Annotated in this window: 16 protein-coding genes; 6 read left to right on the top strand and 10 right to left on the bottom strand. The window is 70.2% G+C overall.

Annotation, left to right across the window (positions count from 1 at the left end; genetic code table 11):
• The first annotated feature begins 374 nt into the window (after positions 1-374).
• Positions 375-1,532, top strand: a complete 1,158-nt coding sequence (locus JFB92_RS11865) for a radical SAM protein (RefSeq protein WP_199038457.1) — start codon at positions 375-377, stop codon at positions 1,530-1,532.
• 42 nt (positions 1,533-1,574) lie between these two features.
• Here JFB92_RS11865 and JFB92_RS11860 read toward each other — a convergent pair whose 3' ends face one another.
• Both JFB92_RS11860 and JFB92_RS26590 read right to left on the bottom strand, forming a co-directional pair.
• Complete coding sequence (locus JFB92_RS11860; RefSeq protein WP_199038454.1) at positions 1,575-2,906, bottom strand: NCS2 family permease; 1,332 nt, start codon at positions 2,904-2,906, stop codon at positions 1,575-1,577.
• Positions 2,907-3,255: 349 nt separating this feature from the next.
• Complete coding sequence (locus JFB92_RS26590) at positions 3,256-3,963, bottom strand: hypothetical protein (RefSeq protein ID WP_199038451.1); 708 nt, start codon at positions 3,961-3,963, stop codon at positions 3,256-3,258.
• Positions 3,964-4,120: 157 nt separating this feature from the next.
• Between JFB92_RS26590 and JFB92_RS11850 the strand changes: the two genes are divergently transcribed.
• On the top strand, positions 4,121-6,397 hold the full coding sequence (locus tag JFB92_RS11850; RefSeq protein WP_199038448.1) for a glycosyl hydrolase family 95 catalytic domain-containing protein: 2,277 nt from the start codon (positions 4,121-4,123) through the stop codon (positions 6,395-6,397).
• Between the two features lie 65 nt (positions 6,398-6,462).
• Here the strand turns inward: JFB92_RS11850 and JFB92_RS11845 are convergent, their stop codons facing one another.
• The 5 genes from JFB92_RS11845 to JFB92_RS11825 form a co-directional block, all read right to left on the bottom strand.
• Positions 6,463-6,957, bottom strand: a complete 495-nt coding sequence (locus JFB92_RS11845; protein ID WP_199038445.1) for a hypothetical protein — start codon at positions 6,955-6,957, stop codon at positions 6,463-6,465.
• A gap of 40 nt (positions 6,958-6,997) precedes the next feature.
• Complete coding sequence (locus JFB92_RS11840) at positions 6,998-7,702, bottom strand: hypothetical protein (RefSeq protein ID WP_199038442.1); 705 nt, start codon at positions 7,700-7,702, stop codon at positions 6,998-7,000.
• A 74-nt stretch (positions 7,703-7,776) separates the two neighbouring features.
• Entirely contained in the window at positions 7,777-8,445 is a 669-nt protein-coding gene (locus JFB92_RS11835) for a hypothetical protein (RefSeq protein WP_199038440.1), read from the bottom strand.
• Positions 8,446-8,514: 69 nt separating this feature from the next.
• Positions 8,515-8,895 (bottom strand): hypothetical protein, encoded by a 381-nt coding sequence (locus JFB92_RS11830; protein WP_199038437.1) that lies wholly within the window; start codon positions 8,893-8,895, stop codon positions 8,515-8,517.
• A 206-nt stretch (positions 8,896-9,101) separates the two neighbouring features.
• On the bottom strand, positions 9,102-10,103 hold the full coding sequence (locus JFB92_RS11825; protein WP_199038432.1) for a hypothetical protein: 1,002 nt from the start codon (positions 10,101-10,103) through the stop codon (positions 9,102-9,104).
• Positions 10,104-10,368: 265 nt separating this feature from the next.
• On the opposite strand from JFB92_RS11825, the gene glnII reads away from it, so the two are divergent.
• The 3 genes from glnII to JFB92_RS11810 all read left to right on the top strand — a co-directional run bounded on the left by glnII (position 10,369) and on the right by JFB92_RS11810 (position 13,811).
• The gene (gene glnII / locus JFB92_RS11820; protein WP_199038429.1) at positions 10,369-11,385 is read left to right on the top strand and encodes a glutamine synthetase GlnII; all 1,017 of its coding nucleotides are present in this window, start codon (positions 10,369-10,371) and stop codon (positions 11,383-11,385) included.
• Between the two features lie 96 nt (positions 11,386-11,481).
• Positions 11,482-12,177, top strand: a complete 696-nt coding sequence (locus tag JFB92_RS11815) for a hypothetical protein (protein WP_199038426.1) — start codon at positions 11,482-11,484, stop codon at positions 12,175-12,177.
• Positions 12,174-13,811: an asparagine synthase-related protein gene (locus tag JFB92_RS11810; RefSeq protein WP_199038423.1), complete on the top strand. Its 1,638-nt coding sequence runs from the start codon at positions 12,174-12,176 to the stop codon at positions 13,809-13,811. The genes JFB92_RS11815 and JFB92_RS11810 overlap by 4 nt, the downstream gene beginning before the upstream one ends.
• Here the strand turns inward: JFB92_RS11810 and JFB92_RS11805 are convergent.
• From JFB92_RS11805 to JFB92_RS11795, 3 genes are all read right to left on the bottom strand, one after another.
• A complete protein-coding gene (locus JFB92_RS11805) occupies positions 13,792-16,749 on the bottom strand; it encodes a DUF6395 domain-containing protein (protein WP_199038421.1) in 2,958 nt (985 codons plus the stop codon). The genes JFB92_RS11810 and JFB92_RS11805 overlap by 20 nt on opposite strands.
• Positions 16,746-18,275 carry a glycosyltransferase gene (locus JFB92_RS11800; protein WP_199038417.1) on the bottom strand — a complete coding sequence of 510 codons (1,530 nt, stop codon included), beginning with the start codon at positions 18,273-18,275 and terminating at the stop codon, positions 16,746-16,748. The genes JFB92_RS11805 and JFB92_RS11800 overlap by 4 nt, the downstream gene beginning before the upstream one ends.
• Positions 18,276-18,508: 233 nt before the next feature.
• A complete protein-coding gene (locus tag JFB92_RS11795) occupies positions 18,509-22,837 on the bottom strand; it encodes an alginate lyase family protein (RefSeq protein WP_199038413.1) in 4,329 nt (1,442 codons plus the stop codon).
• Positions 22,838-23,229: 392 nt separating this feature from the next.
• Between JFB92_RS11795 and JFB92_RS11790 the strand changes: the two genes are divergently transcribed.
• A complete protein-coding gene (locus JFB92_RS11790; protein WP_199038410.1) occupies positions 23,230-24,348 on the top strand; it encodes a glycosyltransferase in 1,119 nt (372 codons plus the stop codon).
• The last annotated feature ends 90 nt before the right edge of the window (positions 24,349-24,438 follow it).

Genomic DNA, 24,438 nt, shown 5'->3' with positions numbered 1-24,438 from the left:
AGTTCGAAGGTCTGACAGGGATGGCCGCGAGCGCGCGCTCCCGGCCATCCCTGTCAGACCCCGGCGGAGTCGGACGGCGAGGCGGCCCGGTGCTATCGTCGTCGCCATGGCGGGCATTGAAGCGTCTAGAGCCTGAGCCACCGTTCGGATCGGTGGATCCGGCTGTGCGGACGCGTTCGGCTCCGGGCCGCGGGCCCGGCACTCTAGGCAGCCCTGCCTTCCTTCGCGCCGTTTCGGCCACGCTCTGACGCAACCCGGGCACGCTCGCCGTCCGCCCTTCGGCACGGCCGTGCCCCGCGCGCCTCAGACGACTCCATCGATCCTTCCGGTCGCTGCATATTTCACCGCAACGAACCACCTGGAAGGACAGAACATTGACGCGTCGACAACATCGCGGTCGAGCACCCGAGAACCCCGCCCCGGCCCGCAGGCGCCGGAGCCCGGTCGGCCTGGCCAACCCTCCGCCCGGCACCCGCATCGAGGCGGTCGCCCGCCTCATCGAGCAGTCCGGTGAGCCGCCCTGGCGGCTGACCGCGATCCTCCACGGCGTCCGCGAGCGCGGACGCACCCGCTTCGAGCACATGCACCAGCTGCCGGCCGGCCTGCGGCGCAGGCTGGCCGACGAGCTCGGCCCGTCCCTGTTCGGGCTCGAACCGGTCGCCGCGTCCGGCGGCGAAGCGGTCGACAAGGTCCTGTTCGAGACGACCGGATCAGTCCGGTTCGAGACCGTCCGGGCCCGCTACCGGGACGGCTGGGCCTCGCTGTGCGTGTCCTCCCAGGCCGGTTGCGGGCTGGGCTGCACCTTCTGCGCCACCGGCGCGATGGGTCTGGAGCGCAACCTGACCGCCGACGAGATCCTCGGGCAGGTCTTCGACGGACGCTGGCGCGGGCCCGGGGCGCCGCCGGTGCGCAGCATCGCGTTCATGGGCATGGGCGAGGCCCTGGCCAACCCGCACCTGTTCGCGGGCCTCGGCATGCTGGCCGACCCGGCGATCGGGGGCCTGTCGCCGCGGCGGATCACCGTCTCCACAGTCGGGTTCGCCCCGAACCTGGCCCGGCTGGTCGCCGAGCACCCGGAGGTGACGATCACCTTGTCGGTGCATTCGCCGTTCCCCGACCAGCGCGCCGAACTGGTGCCGTTGGAGCGGCGGTTCAGCCTCGGCGAGAACCTGGCCGTGGTCGACCGGCACGTGGCCGCCTCGGGACGGCGGGTGTTCCTGGCGTACGCGCTCATCGACGGCGTCAACGACACCCGCGGGCACGTCGAGGCGCTGGCCCGCCTGGTGGCCGAGCGGCCGCGCCCCGACCTGGTGCCGGTCAGCGTCATCCCGTACAACCGGGCCTTCGGCGCCGACCCGCGTTTCCGGTCCCCGACCGAGGAGCGGACGCGCGCGTTCGTGCGCGGCCTGCGGGATCGGGGCGTGCGGGCGATGCGGCGCAGGCAGGGCGGTGCAGACGTCGACGCCGCGTGCGGGCAGCTGCATGCCCGCGATTCGCGGGCCCGGCTCGCCTCGCCCGGCCGCCGGAGGTGAACGGGCCGGGCCGGCGCGGTGGCGCCGGCCCGGCCTCGGCCGCTAGTGGAGGAAGAAGAAGTAGCCGACGAAGACCAGAAGCAGCCCGTACATGATCGGGTGGACTTCCCGCCAGCGTCCCTTGGTGATCATGACCAGGGGGTAGAACACCAGGCCCAGGGCGATGCCGTTGGCGATCGAATAGGTCAGCGGCATCGCGACGAGGGTCAGGAACGCCGGGACGGCGAACTCGAGCCGGTCCCATTCGATGCCGCCGAGCTGCTTGGCCATGAGCACGCCGACCACGATCAGGGCCGGGGCGATGATCGCGTCGGTGCCGGCGACGATGGCCACCACGGGGAAGGCCACCAGGGAGATCAGGAACCACGCCCCGGTGGTCACCGCGGTCAGGCCCGTCCGGCCGCCCACGGCCACACCGGAGGACGACTCGATGTAGGAGGTGGTCGTCGAGGTGCCGAACACGGCCCCGGCCATCGTGGCGATCGAGTCGGAGGCCATGGCGCGTCCGGCGCGCGGCAGTTTCCCGTCCTTGAGCATTCCGGCCTGTCCGGCGACGGCGAACAGGGTGCCGGAGGTGTCGAAGAAGTCGACGAAGAGCATGGTCAGGATGACCACGATCATCTGGCCGGTGAATGCCTCGGGCAGGTGCGTGATGCCCTGGCCGAACGTGGAGGCGAAGTCGGGGGTCAGGTCGGCGGCCTCGTTGGTGACGCCGGTGGCGACGCCGAGCGCGGTGGTGGCGATCAATCCGTAGAAGACCGCGCCCTTCCAGCCGAGGACGAGGAAGACGACGGTCGCGACCAGGCCGAACAGGGCCAGGAGGGTGGGGCCTGAGCGGAAGTCGCCGAGGGTGACCAGGGTGGCCGTGTCGTCTGTGACGATGCCGGCTTTCTGGAGGCCGATGAAGGCGATGAACAGGCCGATGCCGGCGCCGGTGGCGAGTTTCATCTGGTTGGGGATGGCGTTGACGATCATCTCGCGGACGCCGGTGACGGCCAGGACGAAGAACAGCGCGCCGGAGATGAAGGTGCCGGCGAGGGCGACCTGCCAGTCGATGCCCATGGTGAGCACGACGGTGTAGGCGAAGAAGGCGTTGAGGCCCATGCCGGGGGCCTGGGCGATCGGGTACCGCGCCCACAGGCCCATGACCAGGCATCCGGTGGCGGCGGCGACGGCGGTGGCCGCGAAGACGCCGCCGGCGGGCATACCGGCGTCGCCGAGGATGATCGGGTTGACCGCCAGGATGTAGGCCATCGCCAGGAACGTGGTGGTGCCCGCGAGGATCTCGCGTTTCCAGGTGGTGCGGTTCTCACTGAGGTGGAAGAACCGGTCGAAGGCGCCCGCGGCGGGTCGGGCTTTTTCTTCAGTTGCCATGTGGTGGGCATCTCCATGGATACGGTGCTCGGATGCCGGGCAGCTGGCACCTCGCGGACTCAAGGGTTCGGATTCGGCGCTGAACCTGCGGGTAATTTACCGTGCCGGAGGCGGAATGGCGAAGGAAGGCGGGCGCGGGGTGTGCGCAGTATGACGCCCCGGAACCAAGGGGGACGGTTCCGGGGCGTCGGGGCCGCGCCCCCGGTGGCAGGATTCCAGGGGCGCGGCGAGGACCGCACCGTCAAGCAGCGGGCGGTAGTCGTCGGGTCCCGGCTCGGGACAACTGCTAAACGCGGGAGCGCTTCTAGCGGTTGCATAACGTTTAGATAACGGCCGGGACCCGGTGGGGCTACCAGTCTTGAGCGGCCCGGCGGCGGTGCATCAGGACGAAGACCGCGGCGCCCGCGGCGGCGAGCGCGGCGGCCGTGACCAGCGCGATCGTCAGCGGAGCACCGGTGGTCGGCAGCGTGTCGCCGCCGGCCGGGGAGGTCGAGGTCTCGCCGGGGCTGGTCTCGTCACCGCCGGGGGAGGTGGTCTCCTCGCCCGGTGTGGTGGTCTCGTCGCCCGGAGGCGTGGTCTGGTCGTCGGGCTCCTCGCCCGGGCAGGCGTGGGTCAGATTGAAGAAGGCGCCTTCGTTCGGGTCCTCGACTTCGGCTTCGGCGTGGATGAGCTCCCAGCCGGCCGGGGTGATGATGTAGGCCTTGTTGTCGCCTTGGCCGTCGACCACATCGCCGTCGACGCCATCGGTGGTGAGGATCTGCTCCGCGCCGTCTCCGTCGGTGAACGTGGCGGTGACCGAAATGAAGTTGCCTTCGGCTCCGGCCGACGCCGGGAGGACGAACACCCAGCCGTCCTGGCCGTCCAGCGGACCGCCGGGAACCTGGTCGCAAGACTGGTCTTCGTAGCCTCCGGCCGTGGTGGGGACGTTGCCGTCGTTGATCTCGATGGTCTGGGCGGCAGCTTGCGCCGAAGTCGCGAAGGCAAGAGCCGCCGCAGTGCCGACCGCTCCTGCCGCGGCCAGGGCGCCGAGCCTGGTGAAGTGTTGCTTGAGTTCCACTTGCTTGCTACTCCGTCTTCTGGGATCTGAGCGACGAACGAGCCGGATTCGTCTTCGGGCAGTACCTCAACGCGCGAGCCGGCGGCGAAGTTGCATTGCGATCGGGTAACGGTCGGGTCCGCCGTGCCCGGGGCGCCCCGGATGGAATCCTGGACGCATGTCGGAAGAGCTGAAACTGGTCTCCCGCCGCCCCCCGCGGGCCTGGCACGAGGGGATGCCGTTGGGCAACGGGCGCGTCGGCGCGATGATCGGCGACCGAGAGATCGGCCTGAACGAGGACGGGTTCTGGGCGGGCACGGGCGACTGGCAGGTCCCCCAGGGTGTCGGCGCCGTCGCCGCCGAAGCGGCCGAGGCGATACGGCGCGGCGAGCTGCACGCGGCCGACCGGATGCTGCGGGCCATGCAGGGCGAGAGCACCAAGGCGTACCAGCCTGCCGGGACGCTGCGTTTCTCCCACACCGGCGACGACGACTTCGTCTCCGGCGAACTGGACCTGCGCGACGGCACCGCGGCCGTCCGCCGCGGTCCGGTCACCATGGAAGCGGTGGTCTCGGTCCGCTACGGGGTGATCGCGCTGCGGTGGAGCGCGGCCGACCCGTTCGCTCTGACGTTGGCCTTCGACTGGCCGCACGAGGGCGGCGCCCTCCGGGCGGGAGCCGAGGAGCTGGCCCTCACCGGGCACGCCCCGGCGGGGCTGCCCTCGCGGAGCAACCCGATCGACGAGCCGGACTACTCCACGACCGAGGGCGTGCGGGCCCTGGCGATGCGGGCCCGGCTGCGCTGCGACGGCGACCTGGCCCGGTCCGGGGACGGGCACCGCTTCTCCGGCTGCCGCGAGGTCACCGTCTTCGTGGCGATGCGCTCCGGTGCCGGCCTCGACGGCCTGGCCGAGGATGTGGAGCGCGAATCGGACCGGGCGGCCGAGGCCGGCTGGGAGGCGATCCGGGACGAGCACGTCGCCTCCCACCGCGAGGTCATGGACCGGGTGGACCTGCGGCTCGGCCGGGCCCCGGAGGGGACGCTCGACGAGCGGCTGCACCGGCGCGCGGCCGGGGAGGGCGACGAGCACCTGCCGGTGCTGGCCTTCCAGTTCGGCCGCTACCTGCTGGCGGCGTCCTCGCGTCCGGGCACGCAGCCGGCGAACCTCCAGGGGATCTGGAACGACCAGGTCCAGCCGCCGTGGAGCTGCGACTACACCACCAACATCAACGTCGAGATGAACTACTGGCCGGCCGAGACCTGCGGGATGCCGGAGTTCGGCGAGCCGCTGTTCGACCTGGTGTCCGACCTGGCCGAGTCCGGGGTCGAGACCGCCCGGGCCCTCTACGGGGCGCGCGGCTGGTGCTGCCACCACAACACCGACTTCTGGCGGCTGACCACGCCGTGCGACTTCGAGACGCAGTGGCAGAACTGGCCGATGGGCGGGGTGTGGCTGTGCATGCACCTGGCCGAGCACTGGCGGTTCTCCCGCGACGAGGAGTTCCTGGCCGACCGCTTCCCGATCGTGCTGGGCGCGGCCCGTTTCGTGCTCGACCGGCTCTCGGAGGGCTCGGACGGGCGCCTGGTGACCAGCCCGGCCACGAGCCCGGAGAACCAGTTCGTCACGCCCGAGGGCACCGCGGCTGCCGACGAGACCACCGCCATGGACGCGACGCTGGTGCGCGAGCTGTTCGAGTTCGTCCTGGAGGCCGCCGATGTGGTCGCCGAGACCGTCCACGGTCCCGAACTGGCCGTCGTCAGCGAGGTCAAGGAGGCGCTGCCGCGTCTGTCGGAGGTGAGGATCGGCTCGGACGGCCGGATCTTGGAGTGGGCGGTCGAGCGCGAGGAGGCCGAGGTCGACCACCGGCACGTCTCGCACCTGTACGGGGTCTTCCCCGGTGATTCGCTGACCGGTTCGCCGGAGCTGCTCGAGGCCGCGGAGCGGTCCCTGGAGGTCCGCGGCGACGCGGGCACCGGCTGGTCGCTGGCGTGGAAGACCGCGCTGTGGGCGCGGCTGCGCGACGGGGACCGCGCGCACCGGCTGCTGGGCGAGTTCCTCACGCCGGTGGGCTTCCGCCGCAGGGACGCGGAGGCGACGTACGCGGACGGCGGGGTGTACGCCTCGCTGCTGTGCGCGCACCCGCCGTTCCAGATCGACGGGAACTTCGGCACCACGGCCGCGGTCGCCGAGATGCTGGTGCAGTCGCACCGGGTCTTCGAGGGGGTGCCGCTGATCGAGCCGCTGCCGTCCCTGCCGGCGGCCTGGCCGGACGGCGAGGTGTCGGGGCTGCGCTGCCGCGGGGCGGTCACCGTCAAGCGCTTGAGCTGGCGCGAGGGGCAATTGGAGCGGCTGGAGCTGGAGGCCGCGGCCGACACCGAGGTGTGGGTCGCCGAACCGGATCGGCCCGCGGGCGACCGGGTGGCGCTGCGCGCCGGCGAGGTGTGGCGGCTGTAGACGCAGGGGCGGCCGGGACCTCGTGGGAGGTCCCGGCCGTTGGGTATGAACGGAAACCGTTCGGGTCAGCAGGACCCGCTGGCCTCCTCGAACGCGGAGACGCCGCAGACGCGCCAATCGAAGGAGCCGGTGGTGTCGGCGTTGACCAGCGAGTACGCGTCGCCGGGGCCAGCCGGCTCGCGTTCTCCGGTGATGGAGTTGTCGCAGTCGTAGCCTTCACCGGTCGCGCCGACCGCGATCCCGCAGACCTGCCATTTGGCGAAGTCGCGCAGGTCGACGTTGGCCAGCGTCCGGCCGTATCCTCCGGGTGCGTCCGGCAGCTGCTCTCCGAGATCGGCCGCGGCCCGGTCCTGCTCGGTGCCGAGCAGGCCCTCGCAGGCCGGATCGAGCACGGTCCCGGAGTCGTCCTCGCCGCACACCATCGGCAGCAGCGAGGGCTGGTCGGACTCGATGTTGGCGAGCGTCAGCCAGTCCGGTGTGGAGGCCGCGGCCGCTCCGCTCGGGATGACCGCTGCGGCGGCGGCCGCGGCAGAGGCCGCGAGAATCTTCGTGTGTCGCATTACTGGTTTACCTTCGGTGCGTGACCGAAACCCGTCGGTCTCAGTAGTCGCCCTGGTCGACGCCCTTGGGCGGCACGGTCCCGTTGCCGGGCTCGTTGATGTGGTCCTGGTTCTGGCACATCTGGTTCAGCGACGGCGCCACGGCCACGTTCTGGCCGCAGATCTGCCAGTGGGCGAAGCTGGAGATGTCCAGGTTACCGCCGGAGACGTCGCCGGCGGTCTCGCCGGACTGCGGGCCGGGGCCGATGTGGTCGCGGTTGTCGCAGTTCTGGTCGAACGAGTGGGCGAAGACGTTCTGGCCGCAGATCTGCCAGTGGGCGAAGCTGGAGATGTCCAGGTTGCCGCCGGAGACGTCGCCGGCGGTCACGCCGGACTGCGGGCCGGGGCCGATGTGGTCGCGGTTGTCGCAGTTCTGGTCGAACGATTGGGCGAAGACGTTCTGGCCGCAGATCTGCCAGTGCAGCGCGTCCGAGGCGTCGATGTTGACCAGCGACAGGTCGCCGGCGTCGATGCCCGACTGGGGGCCGGTGCCGATGTGGTCGCGGTTGTCGCAGTTCTGGTCGAACGAGTGGGCGAAGACGTTCTGGCCGCAGATCTGCCAGTGCAGCGCGTCCGAGGCGTCGATGTTGACCAGCGACAGGTCGCCGGCCTGGACGCCGGAGTTCTGGGCCATGGCCGGAGCGGCTGCTCCGAGGGCGGCGACGCCGGCCGCGGCGAGCGCGGCGGCGGCAGTGGTCTTGTGCATGAGTCCTCTAGTCCCCTTCTGGAATGAATGTGCGTGGGCGGGCCGTCCGCGCGGGTCGGCCCGCCCCGGGCCGCCTACTGGGCGGTGTTGGGCATGTGGTCGTAGTTGAGGCACTGCTGGGCGAGCGACGGCGCGACGCCGACGTTCTGGCCGCAGATCTGCCAGTGGGCCGCGTCCGAGATGTCCAGGTTGCCCAGGGACAGGTCGCCGGCGTCGATGCCCGACTGGGGGCCCTGGCCGATGTGGTCGCGGTTGTCGCAGTTCTGGTCGAACGACTGGGCGAAGACGTTCTGGCCGCAGATCTGCCAGTGGGCCGCGTCCGAGATGTCCAGGTTGCCCAGGGACAGGTCGCCGGCGTCGATGCCCGACTGGGGGCCCTTGCCGATGTGGTCGCGGTTGTCGCAGTTCTGGTTGAACGACTGGGCGAAGACGTTCTGGCCGCAGATCTGCCAGTGGGCCGCGTCCGAGATGTCCAGGTTGCCCAGGGACAGGTCGCCGGCGTCGATGCCCGACTGGGGGCCCTTGCCGAGGTGGTCGCGGTTGTCGCAGTTCTGGTTGAACGACTGGGCGCAGACGTTCTGGCCGCAGATCTGCCAGTGCGCCGCGCGGGAGGCGTCGATGTTGACCAGCGACAGGTCGCCGGCCTGGACGCCCGAGCTCTCGGCCATGGCCGGAGCGGCGGCGGCGCCGAGGGCGGCGACGCCGGCGGCGGCCGCGAACGCGACGGAAGTTGCCTTCTTCATGGATTCCCCGTTTCTGATTCGATGGTGGGGACGGGAGCCGTCAGGGCGGCCCCGCCCCCGTAGCGTTCGTTACTGCGCGTCTTCGGACAGGTGGTCGTAGTTCTTGCACATCTGGTTCAGCGACGGCGAGACGGCGATGTTCTGTCCGCAGATCTGCCAGTGCGCCGCGCTCGAGATGTCCAGGTTGCCGCCGGAGACGTCACCGGCGGTCACGCCCGACTGCGGGCCGGGGCCGATGTGGTCGCGGTTGTCGCAGTTCTGGTCGAACGACTGGGCGAAGACGTTCTGGCCGCAGATCTGCCAGTGCGCCGCGCTGGAGGCGTCGATGTTGAGCAGGCTGACCGCTCCGGCGGTGACGCCGGAGTTGTTGCCGGAGGCGAGGGCCGGGGAGGCGGCGCCGAGAGCGGCGACGCCCGCGGCGGCAGCGGCGACGGTGAGAACCTTGCGCATGATGCGAATCGTTTCCTTCTGGTTGTTTGCGCCCGAGGGTTTCGGGCGGATTTCCTCTTGATTCGGCCCGGCTTGACAGGCCCGGCCGGTGTGGGCCCGGCCGCGCGCCGGCGCTTCGGGCATGGCCGAGGACGTGCCTCGGGCACTGCAACCGGTGGGATCTGGGCGCTGTGCGCCCGCGTTCCCCGCGCCGACGCGCGGAGGCTCTAGTCAGGGGCGACGGACAGCTCGGCGGTGCGGTCCAACGGCCGCCCCACTTCCCCGGCCAGTGCACGGGCGAGCGACACCTGCTCGGCCGCCGTGAACGGGGAGACGTCGACGGCGGATTGTCCGCCGTCCACACTGATACCGGCGGAAGAGCCTGTGGCTCCACCGGGGATGAGGTTCAGGTCAGGCAGCTTCGGCCCCTTCGGGGGCCAATGCCGCGCGGCGCCGTCGACCGGCGCGTACCGCCCGGCCGCTTCCGGCTCGTCGGTCCCCCGCGCGCCGATTTCGGCGGCGGAGCACTCGAAGTGGGCGGCCGACCGGTCGTTTCGCACTCCGGGGAGTGCCGCCGCCACTTCGGTGGGGACCGTGTCCGTCTGGAGGGCGGTGAAGCTCGGCTGTCCTAGGCCGTGGGCGAGGACGCTCCCGGGCGTCGTCTCGTCGCTCCACGTCCCGAGGCCATCGGTCACCAGCCGCGCCACCACTTCGACCTCGTCGGTCGCGGGCGCGACGGTCTCATAGACACCGGACACCGCGTCGGCCGGACTCTGGGCGGCCGAAACCGTCCGGTCGGCCAGGGTTACCAGCGGTGTCACTACTCCAGCGGCACTGTCTCCTACAGACTCGCCGTTCACTAGGCCGGCTGCGGCGTCGCTCAGCGGCACGATCTCCGCGGGCTCGGCGGTCAACTCGGCCACCGGTTCGGTCAGGCCCGACACCAGCCCCGAAGCCGTCCCCTCGTCCGCGGATGTCCCCTGTCCCAACTGGTTGTGCGGGACGAGTCGCGCGGCCAGGCGCGACATGTCGGACACCTCTGCGGTGAGCGGATCGGTCAACGCGGCAAGGCCCTCCGCCTCGGCGGTCTCGTCTTGCGCCCAGGCCGCGGTCGCCGTGCCCCAGGCCCCCAAGAACAGGAGGCCGAACACGCCGAGCGCGGCGCCGAGGAGGAGCCGGGGCACGCCGAGCCGGCGAACGATGTCGCCGCCCCGCATGATGAGTCCCATCGTCTCCTCCAACGCTCTGAACCTGATCGCGAGCGGATGGCCGCTCGCACCTAGAAGAACGAAACTGTCGGAATCGGGGATACGGGGTGAACCAGATTTTCTGCCCGGAAAATGGACGATGGGGACTCGCGTCCGCAGCGGCGACGCCGCCGCCGGCCCGCGGGCGCGGTTAACAGAGTGTTTACAGACGCTCAACGAGCGGGCAACGGGTCCTTGGGAGCGTGGCAGCCATTGACACGGCACCACGAGAGAGGGCTCCTAGCTGATGGCAATCAAGGCCGAGTACATCTGGCTCGACGGCACCGAGCCGACCGCCAAGCTGCGTTCCAAGACCAAGATCCTCACCGACGGAACGGCGGAGCCGCCGATCTGGGGCTTCGACGGCTCCAGCACGAACCAGGCCGAGGGCAACTCCTCTGACTGCGTGCTGCGCCCGGTCAAGATCGTGCCCGACCCCATCCGCGGGGGCGAGAACCTGCTGGTGCTGTGCGAGGTCCTCGACACCGACTTCACCCCGCACCCGACCAACACGCGCGCGGCCGCGGCCGAGGTCGCCGAGAAGTACGCCTCGCAGGAGCCCCTGTTCGGCCTCGAGCAGGAGTACACCTTCATGGTCGGCTCGCGCCCGCTCGGCTTCCCCGAGGGCGGCTACCCGGCCCCGCAGGGCGGCTACTACTGCGGCGTGGGCGCCGACGAGATCTTCGGCCGCGAGATCGTGGAGAAGCACCTCGACAACTGCCTGGCCGCGGGTCTGCCGCTGTCGGGCATCAACGCCGAGGTCATGCCCGGCCAATGGGAGTTCCAGGTCGGCCCGGCCTCGACGCTGGACGTCGCCGACTCGCTGTGGCTGGCCCGCTGGCTGCTGTACCGCACCGCCGAGGAGTTCGGCGTCGCCGCCACCCTCGAAGCCAAGCCCGCCAAGGGCGACTGGAACGGCGCCGGGTGCCACACCAACTTCTCCACCAAGGCCATGCGCGACGACTACGAGCCGATCATCGCCGCCTGCGAGGCCCTGGGCACCAAGACCGACGAGCACATCGCCGGCTACGGCCACGGCATCGACGAGCGCCTCACCGGCCAGCACGAGACCGCCCACTACACCGAGTTCTCCTACGGCGTCTCCGACCGCGGCGCCTCGATCCGCATCCCGTGGCAGGTCGAGCGCGACAAGAAGGGCTACCTGGAGGACCGCCGCCCGAACGCGAACTGCGACCCCTACGTCGTCGCCGGGCTCATGGTCTCCACCGTGTGCGAAGCCCTGGAGAACAAGGGCCTGGTCTAGCAGCCGACAGCACCGGACATCGCGAGCGGGCGGGACGCCGGACGGCGTCCCGCCCGCCGTTCTGAGAGGACGGACCCGGGCGTTACGATCGGAACCGTGTCCAGCCCCCTCGGAAACGGATCGGCCGTCGTCGAGGTCGTCATCGACTTCGACCGCTCGCCGCCGACCAAGGTGAAACCGTCCGTATACAGCGCCCTCGGCGCTTCCAAGGCACCGGTCCGGGTGGCCGTGGCGCCGCCCGACGGGCCGCGCGGCGAGCGGCTGCGCCGCGCCTTCGCCGACGACCGGCGGGTCGCGTTCGGCGACTCGCCGCCCGACCCCACCCCGCCGTACCGCCTGCACCAGCCGCCGGAGTTGATGCTCCGCGTCGGCGCCCTCGACCGCCTGATCCGCGAGGCCGAACGCGACCGCCTCGGCATCCTGTTCCTGGCCTGCGTCAAGAACAGCGACATGCACTTCGCCCGGCTGGAGCGCCTCGACGCCCTCGACGCCGCCGCCGGGGACCTGCGGGACGGCGAGGAACTCTTCGACGCCGTCGACCGGCGCGAGGGCACCCGCTGGATCGACGGGACCGACTGGGCCTTCGACTGGGTCGAGCGGCCGGACGTCACCGGCCTCCACCGCGAACTGGCGTCACTGCGCCTGGCCGTCCACGACCTGGAAGGGCGGCTCGCGCACGCGCAGGAGCGGGCCCGGCACTGGCGGCGACTGGCCGAGGAGCCGGTGCGAGACCGAGCGATGCGCACTCTCAAGCGGCGCCTGCGGCGCCTCACCGGAGGAGGTCCGCGGTGAACGAGCCGATCGACTACCGTGCCAGGCCCTACTGCTGCGGCGCCCTCGGCCCGGCCGACCCCGAGCGGATCAGGCGGCTCCTCGCCGACGCCCCGGAGGGCCTGTCCGCCGCGTTCGAAGGCCCCGGCGCCGTCCTCTACACCACCGGCGCGGCCGAGACCTGGGAGGCGGGCCCGCGCCGGGGACTGCATTGGAGCCCCCTCGCGCCGGGCTCGGGCCCGACCGCCTGGCAGGACGCCGCCGAGCGGCGCCTGGCCGCCGGACTCCAGACCGAACCGGTCCCCCTGCTGCACACCGACGCGCTCGGCCTGAACGACGTGTACTACCGCGAACTCGACGGCGCGGTCTACTTCGCCTCCCGCATCGGGGGCCTGCTCGGCCTCGACGACGCGCCGCTGCACATCGGTTGGGACGCCTGGGCGGCGACCCTGGCCTTCCACGCGCCCGCCGCCGACGACACGCCGTTCCGCGAGGTCAAACGGCTGCGCGCGGCCGGCGCGCTCGTCGTCGACGACGGCCGTGTGGCGAGCGAGTCGTTCGAACCGGCCTGGCTCGCCGACGCAGGCGACGGCGAGCCCTCCCCGGGCGAGGTGGCGGCCGCCGTGGCCGAGGCGATCCCGGCCGCCCCCGAGGGGGCCGTGACGCTCAGCGGCGGCTGGGACTCACGGCTGCTCGGCATCTTGGCGAAACAACGGATCGACCAGGTCAGGGCCTGGACGACCAGCGGCGACGACGGCCACGACCGCGACATGCGGTACGCCGGTCCCGTGGCCGAGGCGCTCGGCGTGAAACACCGCACCCTCGTCCCGGGCCCTGATGCCTGGGTCGAGGAGCACGCGGCCGTGCGGGACCGCATGGAGTTCCAGACCGGCCTGCACACCTGGATGATGCCGCTGGCCCGTAACCTCCACCGACACGAGCGGACCCTCGTCGACGGGCTGGCCGGCGACGTGATGTTCAAAAGCTCACTGGTCGGTGGGAAGCTCGCCGACGAGACCGACGGGGCCCGCCGCGAGTACCTGCTGTGGAAGGCCCTCGAACAGCGCCGCCTGAGGACCGACCGGATGCTGCTGCCGGCGGTCCGAGACCGGTTCGCCGAGGCCGCCCGGTCCAGACTGGGCGAGGCGGTGGCCCCGTTCATCGGCCACCGGGCCGGAGCGATGCTGGGCGTGCTCCACGTGCGCACCGCGCGGGCGGTGGCCGCCTCCGGCCGGTGGCTGCTCGGACCCGAACTGGACGTCCGGTTCCCGTTCGCCCACCCCGAGGTGCTGCGCCTGGCGATCCGGGTGCCGACCGCCGAGAAGCTCGGCGGCGTCTTCTACCGGCGCATGCTGTACGCGGCCGACCCCGATGTGGCCGCCCTGCCGTCGACCAACGACGGCGCCCGCCTCGGCGCACGGCGCGGACGCCGCCAGACCAGCCCGGAGAGCCTGCGGACGGTCGCGTCCTATGTGCGAGCGGCGGAACCGCTGATGGCGCTGTTGACGCCGACGGCGCGGCGGGCGGTCAAGGACCCCGACGCGCTGGCGCTGCTGGCCTCCGGCATGGGCGGGATGCGCACGCTGTCGTGGGCGGGACTGTTCGGGCACTGGCTTGAGCGGCACCAGGATCGGCTCACGATCGACGAGCCGTGAGCACTCGGCGCAGCCGCCGCCGGACGCGGGCGAGCCACCACGTCGGGGAGAACCTGGCGTGCCAGGCCAACTGGTCGGCCCTGGCCTTGGCCGGGTCGGCCAGTTCCAGGAGCGCTTCCCGCGCCCGCCAGACACCGCGCGAGGCCGGTCTCGGGGTGTCGGGCCCCAGCACCATCGACGGCGGCGCAGGGAAGCGGACCGCCTTCGAGAGCCGCTCGACCGTCTTGTCGATGTCGTTGCTCTTGGCGCCGAGCCACACCGCCCGCGCGAACATCGAGCGGCGCTCCAGGCGGATCCGCTCCTTCTCGTGGCGCGCCACCACCAGTCCGGCCTGTTCGCGGTCGGCGATCTCCAGCAGGGACTCAATGGTGTAGGGCGTGGTCGGGAAGCGGGGGGACAGCACCAGCCGCCACGGCACCGACGGGTCGGCGCGCCGGTACTCCCAAGTGGTGAAGCGCACCCGGGGATCGGCGCGAAGGGTCTCGTGCACGAGTTTGAGGTCGAGACGGGGGTGGTCCAGCGTGGGCTCGCGGCCGAGGCTCGGGCCGGACCATCCGCCGACCAGGGTCACCCGGATGTCCCGGCAGAAGCCGTCCAGCAGCGGCATGACCGCGTCCATTACCTCTTCGTAGGAGGCGTCCTCGACGTCGACGACGACGTCGACCAGCGGCACCGCCCACGACCGGCCCCGGCCGCCGTCGCGGTGGATCGACTCGGGGATGCGCTGGCCGTTGAGGGCCTTGCGGACCCGCTTGCCGTTGCCGGGGTTCCGCCAGCCCTCGGGTATGCCCAGGTGCCAGGCCGAGGCCCCGTCGTCGGGGATGAACACGCCGCCGGCCAGGCCGACCCGGTAGGCGAACTCGACGTCCTGGCCGCGGACCATGTCGGGGTCCATGCCTCCGGCGGCGGTGAACAGGCTGCGGTCGGTGGAGACGGTGATGCCCTCCATGACCGAGTGCAGTCGGCTCCAGTGGGCGGTGCGGAGCCTCTTCGTGCTCGCCAGGAACTTGACGTTCTTGGCCTCCTGGGCGGTGGCGGGGTCGAACAGGCCCTCGGCGCGGTCGGCGGCGACTTCGCTGCCGACCCGCTCGGGGGTGAGCGCTCCCGCCTCGTATTCGACGAACCGCTTGTGGCCCAGGATGAACAGATTGTCGGCCAGGTGGTGCCAGCGCATGTGCGACTCGAGGTGGCGCCGGTAGGGGACGGTGTCGGCGTCGAGTCGGACGATGACCTCGCCGTCGGAGGCGGCCGCGCCTACGGCGACGGCGTTGGCCGCGCCCCAGGCGGCGCCGTCCGTCCGGACGATCCTGGTCGAGGCCGGTCGCAGCTCGGGCAGGCGCAGGGGCGGCTCGCTCCGGTCGTCGACGACGACGACCTCGGTCAGCTCGGAGGGATAGGACTGCTCGGCCAGGGCGGCGAGCACGAGGTCGAGCTTCTCCTGGCCGCCGTAGGCCGGTACGACCACCGAGGCCGTCAGTCGCGGCTCCAGTTCCCCGAGCGCGGCAGGCTCCAGCGGGGACCAGTCGTTGCGGCGGCACTCGGCCCCGCCGCGCCCGGTCTTCGGGCCGAGCCGGTAGGGCCGGAAGTCGCCCTTGACGCCGCGGCGCTTCCCGACCACCGGCCCGGTCGCGGTGAGCCGCTCGATGAACGCGTCCGATTCGCGCCAGGTGGTGCGGAAGGCGCGCTCGCCGGTGAGGTCCCAGGACTCGACGGCGGACACCTGCGCTTCGGTCATCGGCTCGACGTGGCGGGATATCCGCTCGGCGACCGCGTCGCGGTAGCGGTCGTCGAGCAGGTCGAGCGCGGGCCCGTAGTGGCTGGTCATCCAGTCGGCGTCGAGTCCGTCGCGGCTCACGCGCTCGCGCAGCAGGCGCAGGAGCGGGTCGTCGCCGTCGTAGCGGCTCATCGCGAACACCAGGGAGCATTCGAGCGGGATGGGGACGGCGGTGAGGTCGGCGAGGGCCTGGCCGTTGCGCAGCAGGGTCTCGACCCGCTCGGGTTCTGGCCAGTCGCCGGTGAGGGCGGCCTCGACGATGGTCTTGCGGTAGCAGTTGCGGCACGCGTAGCAGGGCGTCCCGGCGCCGCCGATGTGGCAGGACTGGGCCAGGACCCGGCCGTCCCATGCCCGGTCGGCGATGAGCGACGTGGCGGCCTCGCTGAGTCCGGCCGTGACCGGCTGGAACGGGAGCGAGGCGGCGGCGGTGACCTCCCGCCAGCGCGACAGTTCGCCGCCGGGGCCGGGCGCGGTGAAGCGGCTCGCGTTGAGGCCGAAGACGCTCGAGGCGAGGATGCCGGTGACCAGGGCGTCGAGGCCGTCGAGGTCGGCGCAGAGCACGGCCGGGAGCGCGAAGCCGAGGTCGGTGGGGAGGTTGACGGGCGCTCCGGTGGGGCGGCGCAGGTATTCGACGTCGCTGGGGACGCGGCGGACGCTCAGGCCGCGCTGTTCGATGTCGTCGCAGGAGCGGTGGGCCGCGGTCTTGTCGATGGCGGCCCGGCCGTCTTCGGAGAGGGTCCGGTCGAGGTAGTACAGGCGCGGTTCGCCGGGCAGGAGCGCGGCGGCCGCGACCGAGTCGACGCCGCCGGAGTAGGCCAGGCCGGGGCGGGGGCCGTCGGGGCGGGCGCGGGGGGCCAGGTCGGGGTCGACCGGTTCGAGGGCGATGCCCAGGTGTTCGTCGACGGCCGCGGCGAATCGGGGGCTGACGGGCCGGTCGAGGACGAGTCGGGGCCCGGTCCAGGGCCGGCATGACAGCAGGACGGCCAGGGCGAGGATGTCGGGGTGGGTGGCGGTGAGGTCGAATTCGGCGGGGAGTCGGAAGACGGCGGTACGGCCGATCATCGTCTCGCCGGGGATCTCGGTGCGGTCGTCCGGTTCGGGTTCGAATTCGAATCGGACGGTGACGGCGTCGGGCTCGGGGAGTGCGGTGAGAGTGGTCTTCATCTTCGGATCATCCGTTTGAGGCGGTGGAGGAGCCAGGTGGGTGAGAATCGGGCGTGGCGGGCCAGGGAGGCGGCGCGCTTGGATTGCCGCCCTCGTTCCTTGTGGGCGGTGGCGAGGCGCGCCACCTCGCCGGGGTGGCGCCGAGGTCGCGGGCCAGCGGGGTCTTCGGGTTCGAGCCGCACGGTCGCGGCGACCTGGTCGGCGGGGACGCCGAGGTGGTCGGCGCGGGCGGCGGCCGCGATGCGCACGAGCCGGGCGGTGGCGCCTGGCGCGGGCAGTTCGACCATGCCGGCGTTGTTCTGGTCGGCGGCTTTGAGGAGCCGGGAGACGGTGTCGGCGGTCGCGGGGTAGTCGAGCGGGAGTTCGAGACGGTAGGGGGTGGAGGGGTGGGGGGTCGGCGCGGTGGCGGCGAATCGGATGCGCGGCTCGCCGGCGTAGTAGTCCTGGACGATCTTGCCTTCGAGCTCGGTGTCGGCGACCACGGCGCGTTGGAGGTCCGGTTCGGGCCAGGGCGCCACGAGGGTGATGCGGATGTCGGTGCGGGCGCCGTCGAGGAGGGGTCGGATCCGTGAGTCGATGTGGTCGAGGTCGATGCGGTCGACGTCGACGGCGATGTCGACGTACGGCACTTCGAAGTGCGCGAGGGGGCTCTGGCGGCGGCTGCGGTGCGCGGGCAGGCGCTGGAGGAAGAACGCGCGGCGGTAGCGGTTGCCGTCGGTCGCGCGGGTCTTGATCTGCGGGAGGCCGAGGTGCCAGCTGGAGCTGCCGGTGTCGGGGACGAACGCGGCCCCGCGCTGGGCGAGGCGGTGCCCGAAGTCGGTGTCGCTGCCCAGCGGCATGGTCTGGTCGAAGCCGCCGGCGCGGTCGAACAGGTTCCGGTGGACCGAGGCCGAGGCGCCGACGAAGACGTTGGCGACGCTGCGCCAGGGGGCGGCGGCGAGGCCGTCGGTGGCGTCGATGACCTTCTCGATCCACTGGGGCTTGGATTCGGCGGCGTCGAACAGGGTCTCGGCCTTGCCGGCGGCGACGGTGTCGCGGACTCCCTCGGTGGTGAGCAGGTCCGGCCGGTAGTCGACGAAGCGCTTGTGCCCCAGGACGACCAGGTAGTCGGCGAGGTGGTGCCAGCGCATCTGGGACTCGAGGTGCTCGCGCCAGGCGAGCATGTCGGCGTCGAGCCGGACGATCACGTCCCCGTCTGCGGCCGCGGCTCCGGCGTTGGTGCCGGCGGCCGAGCCCCAGGCGCCGTCGCCGACGGTGAGGACGCGGCAGTGCTCGGGGCGGATTTCGGGCAGGCGCAGCGGCGGGCTGCTGCCGTCGTCGACCACCAGGACCTCGGTGAGCGAGGCCGGATAGCTCTGGACCGAAAGGGCCGCGAGGACGAGATCGAGCTTGTCTTGCGAGCCATGGGCGGGGATCACCACGCTGGCGCTCAAGTGCGGCTCCCACTCCCCGATGCGAGGCGGCGAGAGCGTCGAGTGGTCATTGTCGCGAATGACCGAAACGGGCGATTCCATGGTATTTGCCATCAAGAGAGGGTCCGAATTAGAAAGTCTCCAGGACCCTACCAGGACATCCCGACCGAACCCAGCGCGCACCACCACCCCGAACCCCCACCGACACCGCGATGGCCGCGGGCCGACCATCGCCGCCCTCAGGCCCCGGAGAACAGGGGCCTGGACTGAGGATTTCGGGCGGACATGCGGAGACTCGCTCCGTCGGCGCGGAAGGCGCTGCGGATGCGGGAGCCGCCGCCACCGAGTCAGTCCTCGGCCTCGGCACGACCGTCACTCAGTTCCACCAGTCCCTGGTGCATCTCCCGGCGCTGCCTTCGAAGCCTGGTGATCTCCTCCCCGATCCGTAGCTGCTGTTCCTCGGAAAGGGGTTCGTCCTGCTTCAACTCGGTGCGGAGCCGGTGGATGTCCTCTTCGATTTCGAGGCCGCGCTTGGTCAGTTGCTCAGGAATGCTGGTCAGGACCGGTTCCGGCACCCGCGCGAACGAATCCAGTGCGAGCGGTTCCACCCCGAAGAGCCGAAGAAGGCCGTCGTCGACGTCGAACGCCTTCCGATGCTCGGCGAGCTTTCCGTACCGGTCGGGGTTGACCGACTGCTGGTCCGAGATTCTGGAGATCGAGTACATCCACCATGGAGTGTCGCCGCCGATGCAGCCGACATAACCACCCTCATCGGCAATAGATCCCATTATGGTCATATGGTTGTACTTGTACACAGTCGAAATGCGGTCGACATGTTCGACCGTGGACAGTCCTAGGCCGAGACTGTGGTGGAACACCCGGCGAGCCAGGCGTTCCCTGGGTATCCAACGGCATCCCGACACGGCCGCCAGAGCCGCCGGGCCGTCTCCTCCCGAGGCGAGGAAGTTCTCCGCCTCTCGCTGCAGGTTGTCGATCAAGTCGACGTGCATCACGTCATCGTCGTCGATCCGGGTGGTTATCGCCCACTCGACGCCTCTTCGGCGCGCTTCCTTCCGGACCCAGCGGGCCAGTTCGGGACGGAAATCGCGTTTCAGTTCCACTTCCAACAACTCGATGTTCGACCAGTCGGCGGTTAGGGCCTCCAGACGCCGCCTGGCCGGTTCCGGCATGTCGCGGTCGATGCCGATCAGCCAGACGAATCCCTGGTTCGACTGCGCCTTCATCGAGGCGAGTGTGAGTGCTTCGAACATCTGCTGGCGGTATTCGAACCAGTCCTCGTCGAAGACGCCGATGCCGTGTCTGGTGGCGATGACGTGCACGAACTCGGCGGCGTTCTGCTCCGAGAGCTCGGCCGCCGAACTGCCGCTAGGGCCGACCGCCGAAAGGGTGCCGACTCCCGTGGCGGGGATCGCGGCGACAGTCGGGTCCCCGAGCACCCAGTACGGCCGCAGTCCGCTCTCGATCTGGAAGACCTGCCGCGCCTTCGCCGCCTCGTCCAATGAGAGTCGACCGAACCGGTACTCGATCGCCCGGAGCCGATCCGAGTCCGATTCGCCGCGCTGCACGGACTTCAGCGACCGACCAGGGCCGGTGAGCAGCCATTCGATACCTGCCGCGAGACTCGCGCCGGATGGATGCTCGAACCCTGTCAGATCCAGGCCGAGGCGGGCGGCGATGCCGCTCAGGACCGACCACCCCGCCAGGCTCTCGGTGCACTGCCGCAAGCCGCCGTCCTTCCGAAGGTCAGCCGACATCGCACCGTTCTCAGGGGCGAACTGCCGACCGACGCGTTCGCAGGCGCGACGCATCGTCGCCTGGAGTCCCGGGACGTCGTTGAGGTATGCGTCGATCGCCGCGACCTGGACGTCGTACCACAGTCCGCATTCATCGGCTCGGCCGCACGCGTTGCGCCCCTGCGGACTATCCTCGAGCCAGGTCCTGAACCGCCCGAACCACTCGGCCAGACCGTCCGAATCGGCGCTGCCCAGGTGGTTATCGCCGGTGAGCAGTCGGATCGCGTCGAGCAGGTGATAGAAGCCCTTGGTTTCGAGAATGGACGGACTGTAGCCGAGGTCACCGTTGTGCCCAAGCCTCGTCCGCGCATAGTCGAGGTGCGGGTTCATTCTGGTCTCGGGCACCAGGAACCAGGCCCGGACCTGCTCGGCGGCGCGTATGCCGAAGCGTTCCTCGCCGGAGAACAGTCCGGCGAGCGTGCAGACGTACACGTTCTCGATCATGCGGTGAAGCGCCGCGCGGTCGTACCGATCGCATTCGGGGTCCTCGGGACTGACTCCGGGCACGTGCCGAGACTCGTCCAGGACATAGGGCAGGCCGTCGTCGCTTCCCGGGTCCGGGAACCAATGGTCCGCCGGCACCCAGTAGTCGTGCGGATCCCCGCTCGGCGGAAGGGTCGACTTCACCAGGACGGTCGCGATCGGTTCGTCCAGCGCGCGTTGAGCGCTCGCTACGAGCTCGCCAACGATCGCTGACAGCGCCTGGTCGCCCGCCTGGTATGCCCGGATCTGCTCACGCAGCGTGGTCTCGTCGATCGACATCGGGGCCTGGTGCCGAAACAGCTTCCGCGAGGCGCACTCGTCGATGCTGTCGATGAAGGACAGGATCGCCTCGTGACGGCTGCGACGGCGCTCGGAGCTGTTCAGCTCCTGGGCCACTGATCCGGAATAGAGCCGGTAGACCTTCGACGCCTGCCCCCAGGCGTGCTGTTCGGATTCGTCGAGAGTGAAGGGCAGATCCCATGGCATGGACGTGAACCGGTCCCAGTCGCCCGGGATGCCGAGCCGTCGCAGCAGCTCTACCTTCGGCCGGTGTCCGTAGCGGAACTCGGGATGGAACTCGGCGCCGGCGTCGTCCCGGAACAGGATCTGTGGTTCGTCGACGGCTTGGATGTCGCCGCCGCCGTCGAGCAGCGCCTGATTCGGTTCAGTCATACGGGCCATAGGAACGACGAAGTAGCGCAGGTGCGAACGCTCCGCGACGGCCTGGCGCAGGTCCGACCAGGCTTCGGCGGTCAGGAAGCAGTTGCCGTCCCAGGGCAGTATCCACTTCGCGGTACCGCGGCCGTGGCGGACGGCGAAGTTCCTGGCCCCGTTGTTGTTCATCACATAGAGGTTCTTGTCGTGGTAGACGTGCTCGACGGCCTTCTCGTACGCCGACCCCGTATAGCGATTCTGGAACTGCTTGGTGAACATCGGCTCCGGACCGAGCCGTTCGAAGTTCCAACCGATGCGGCGATACTCGTCCAGGTCGAACGGAATGACCTCGTAGTCGGCCGAGTACCGTTCGAGCAGGTTCTTGATGCGCCGCTCCTGTTCGGCGTCGACGATGCGGTTGAGCACCCAGATCTTGCGGCAGTCGTCGAAGTCCGGCTCGTGCTTGAGCACGAACTCGAGGTTCGACAACGTCTGGTCGGCCCGGTGTCGGGGCGGCAGGTCGTTGCCGATGATCCGGTAGAGGGCGAACGTGTCCGGCTGCCGGTACTTCCCCGTCGCCAGGTTGTACCATTGCCAGTCCTCCTCGGAGGGGTGCCGCGGCTGCGGCCAGCCCGCGCACTCCATCTCCCGCTGCCTGGTCACGGCCCGCGAGAGGAGATCGCGCCGTCCACTCGGGATCGCCTGCTCGATCACTTCGGGGTCGAACAGCGGATGCGGCCTGAGCGCTCCCGCGTCGCGCTCCGCCAGGTAGTGCGCGAGCGCACTCCGGTTCCCGCAGCCGTGCGTGGCACGGTACCAGGCGGTGTCGAACAGCCGGTTCGGGTCGTGGCCGGCCCGGTCTCCGGTCTCAAGGTAATGGAGGATCGCGGGCACCGACTCGCCGTCGAGGTAGGTCGTCGAATACCAGTCGGAGTCGAACGCGGGATGGACGTCGGGGTCGACATCGGCGGCCCCGGAGAGCAGGTGTCCGAGCGGAGAGCGGTGCCGCACCAGTGCCGCCGGGTTGCGTTCGAGGTACCAGTCGGGGTCGAACAGCGGGTGGGGACTCAGGCCGAGGGCGGCTCCGACGGTCACATAGTGCGTGGCACCGTCCGGAACCGTCTCGGCTAGCTGCGCGCCGTACCATTCCGCGTCGAACAGGATCGAGTCCCGCACGAGGGCGATCTCGGCCTCCAGTGGCACGAGTTCAAGCCCGGACTCACGACGGATCCGTTCGGCCCTGCGGTCCACCTCGAGGGCGCTCAGCCGTTCCCACAACCGCGTCCCGAGCTCGACGACCTCCTGCGAAAGGATCCTCTGGTGCTGGTCGACGGTGTCGATTCGCCGCGTGAGACCCGCGAAATGCTCGTCGAGCGCCCCATCGTCCCGGGGCGGAGGTGCCACCTTCTTGAGTCGCCGTTCCATTCGCTCCTGGGACCGTTTCAAACGGTGCACTTGCTCACCCAACTTGACCAGCTGCCTCTTGCGGCCCCAGATCGCACTCTGGATGGTACGGAGCCTGCGATGCACCCTGGGGTCCGTCGCGACCACGGTCCGCTCGGACTGCCGAAGGCGCCGGTCGAAGACGAGGAACACCATCAGCACCATCAGGAGCCCAGCGAAGAGAGCCAATGCCGTGGCGTACCGTGCCGGCAGAGCCCAGACCGCTGCGGCGAGGAGCGCGGCGCCGATCGTCCAGACCGCTGCGAAATCACGCCGGCGCATTGACATGAGTCTCCGGGGGATGCTCATCGAAATTCCGTTCAAGGGTAGATATGTACGTTGTGCGAATGGTTGACGGCACTGCACCGGGGGACTCCGGGCGCGGTCGCTATCCCGGTAGGCGGAAACCCGACGCCTGACACAGATCGGCCAGGGTGGGTGACTCCTGGACAGAACTGCGTCGAAACGGGGTATCAGCACGGCGCCGCTGGGCCCGAAAATCGTATCAGCTCCGCAGGAAGACAGTGGACTCGACGAATTCGCGCATGGGGCGCGCACGACGGCCGCGACCGGTCGGTAGGTCGGCGGCCTCCCTCGGATCCCCGGTATCCTACGCTCACAGAGTTCACCAGTGCCGTGGAGCGCCCCGCCTCCCCGCCCGAGAATGGAATCTCATGCGTTTGCCCCGAATCATTCCGTCGCGACTGCTCCGGCGCCGGTCTGCGCGCCTGCCGCGGGCGGCGTCCTCCTCCTCGGCAGACGTATCGCGGCACGAGGTCCCCGAGCTGCTGCACGTCGTCGCGACGCGGCATGGCATCGGGGTGTTCGATGAGGCCTGGTTCGAGTACCGCCAACTACTGCTTGAACGGGTCACGCTCGCCTCGCTTGATGCGCAGACCTCGAAGAATTTCGTGTGGATGATCGTGATCGACCGCGACATGCCGAAACTGGCGAGAAAACACCTGGACGACATGATTGCCGACCGGTCGTACATTCGCCTGGTCGAAGTCGAATTGAAACGTGACTTCAAGGGAGAAGTCATGAAATGGGTCGGAAAGCTGGCATCGAAACGCGGCGCGAAATGGGTGCTGACCACACGCTTGGACGATGATGACGCGATTCACCGCGACATGATCGCGAAGCTGCAGCGGGAATCGCGGGCGGTCCTCGATCTCGATGAGCAACGCAATACGGTGTTCGCGCCGGTTCTCGGCTGCAATTGGGTTCCCTCCGAACTGAAGGGCTACCGGTCGTTCCATCCCAGCCCGTCGATGGGCCTGTCGCTGCTCGAGATGGCTTCCGAGTTCAGAACCGTCTATGATAAGAATCATATGAAACTGGCGTCGCAGCTCGCCCCTACCGGGGCGCGCATCCGGACCATCGACGACGACACCATGTGGTGGCTGTACGCACATACGTGGATCTCCGACCAGCACCGCGAAGGCAGCAACCGAAGGAACCGGGCGTACACCCACACCCACGCGTTCGAGTTCGATGAAGCTCTTCTGCAGCGGTTCGGGATCTCACTCGAAGGCGCCGAGCTTCTCAAGAACACGCCTGAACCAGAACCCGCCGACACCACCCACTACTTGACCGACCGCGGTTCGGACCTGGAGCGAGAGATTGTCGAGCTACGCCGCGCGCTGAAGCGGCGCGCGTACACCGATGATGAAGAGGCTTCCCGGATGCGCGAACGGATCGCCGAACTCCACGCCGAGCGAAAGGAGTTGCACCGGGTCATCGTGCGTTCGCCCGGGCAACCCCGGCCGTCCGAGGAACGTGTATCAGAGTGAGTGCCATCGCCTGGGCGCACGTCACCGGTTGAGGCATCTGCAGGTTGGCTGCTTCGCGTTAGAATGAGTGGCCGCCCTGGCTTCGGGCGC

The sequence above is a fragment of the Glycomyces salinus genome (assembly GCF_016428645.1).
Lineage (GTDB): Bacteria > Actinomycetota > Actinomycetes > Mycobacteriales > Micromonosporaceae > Glycomyces > Glycomyces salinus.
This window is presented reverse-complemented; position numbering and strand designations above follow the sequence as displayed.

Coding starts and splice junctions, on each gene's coding strand:
- JFB92_RS11860 (WP_199038454.1), bottom strand. CDS start 2,906: ATGGCAACTGAAGAAAAAGCCCGACCCGCCGCGGGCGCCTTCGACCGG.
- JFB92_RS11850 (WP_199038448.1), top strand. CDS start 4,121: ATGTCGGAAGAGCTGAAACTGGTCTCCCGCCGCCCCCCGCGGGCCTGG.
- JFB92_RS11845 (WP_199038445.1), bottom strand. CDS start 6,957: ATGCGACACACGAAGATTCTCGCGGCCTCTGCCGCGGCCGCCGCCGCA.
- JFB92_RS11840 (WP_199038442.1), bottom strand. CDS start 7,702: ATGCACAAGACCACTGCCGCCGCCGCGCTCGCCGCGGCCGGCGTCGCC.
- JFB92_RS11835 (WP_199038440.1), bottom strand. CDS start 8,445: ATGAAGAAGGCAACTTCCGTCGCGTTCGCGGCCGCCGCCGGCGTCGCC.
- JFB92_RS11830 (WP_199038437.1), bottom strand. CDS start 8,895: ATGCGCAAGGTTCTCACCGTCGCCGCTGCCGCCGCGGGCGTCGCCGCT.
- JFB92_RS11825 (WP_199038432.1), bottom strand. CDS start 10,103: ATGGGACTCATCATGCGGGGCGGCGACATCGTTCGCCGGCTCGGCGTG.
- glnII (WP_199038429.1), top strand. CDS start 10,369: ATGGCAATCAAGGCCGAGTACATCTGGCTCGACGGCACCGAGCCGACC.
- JFB92_RS11805 (WP_199038421.1), bottom strand. CDS start 16,749: ATGAAGACCACTCTCACCGCACTCCCCGAGCCCGACGCCGTCACCGTC.
- JFB92_RS11800 (WP_199038417.1), bottom strand. CDS start 18,275: ATGGCAAATACCATGGAATCGCCCGTTTCGGTCATTCGCGACAATGAC.
- JFB92_RS11795 (WP_199038413.1), bottom strand. CDS start 22,837: ATGCGCCGGCGTGATTTCGCAGCGGTCTGGACGATCGGCGCCGCGCTC.
- JFB92_RS11790 (WP_199038410.1), top strand. CDS start 23,230: ATGCGTTTGCCCCGAATCATTCCGTCGCGACTGCTCCGGCGCCGGTCT.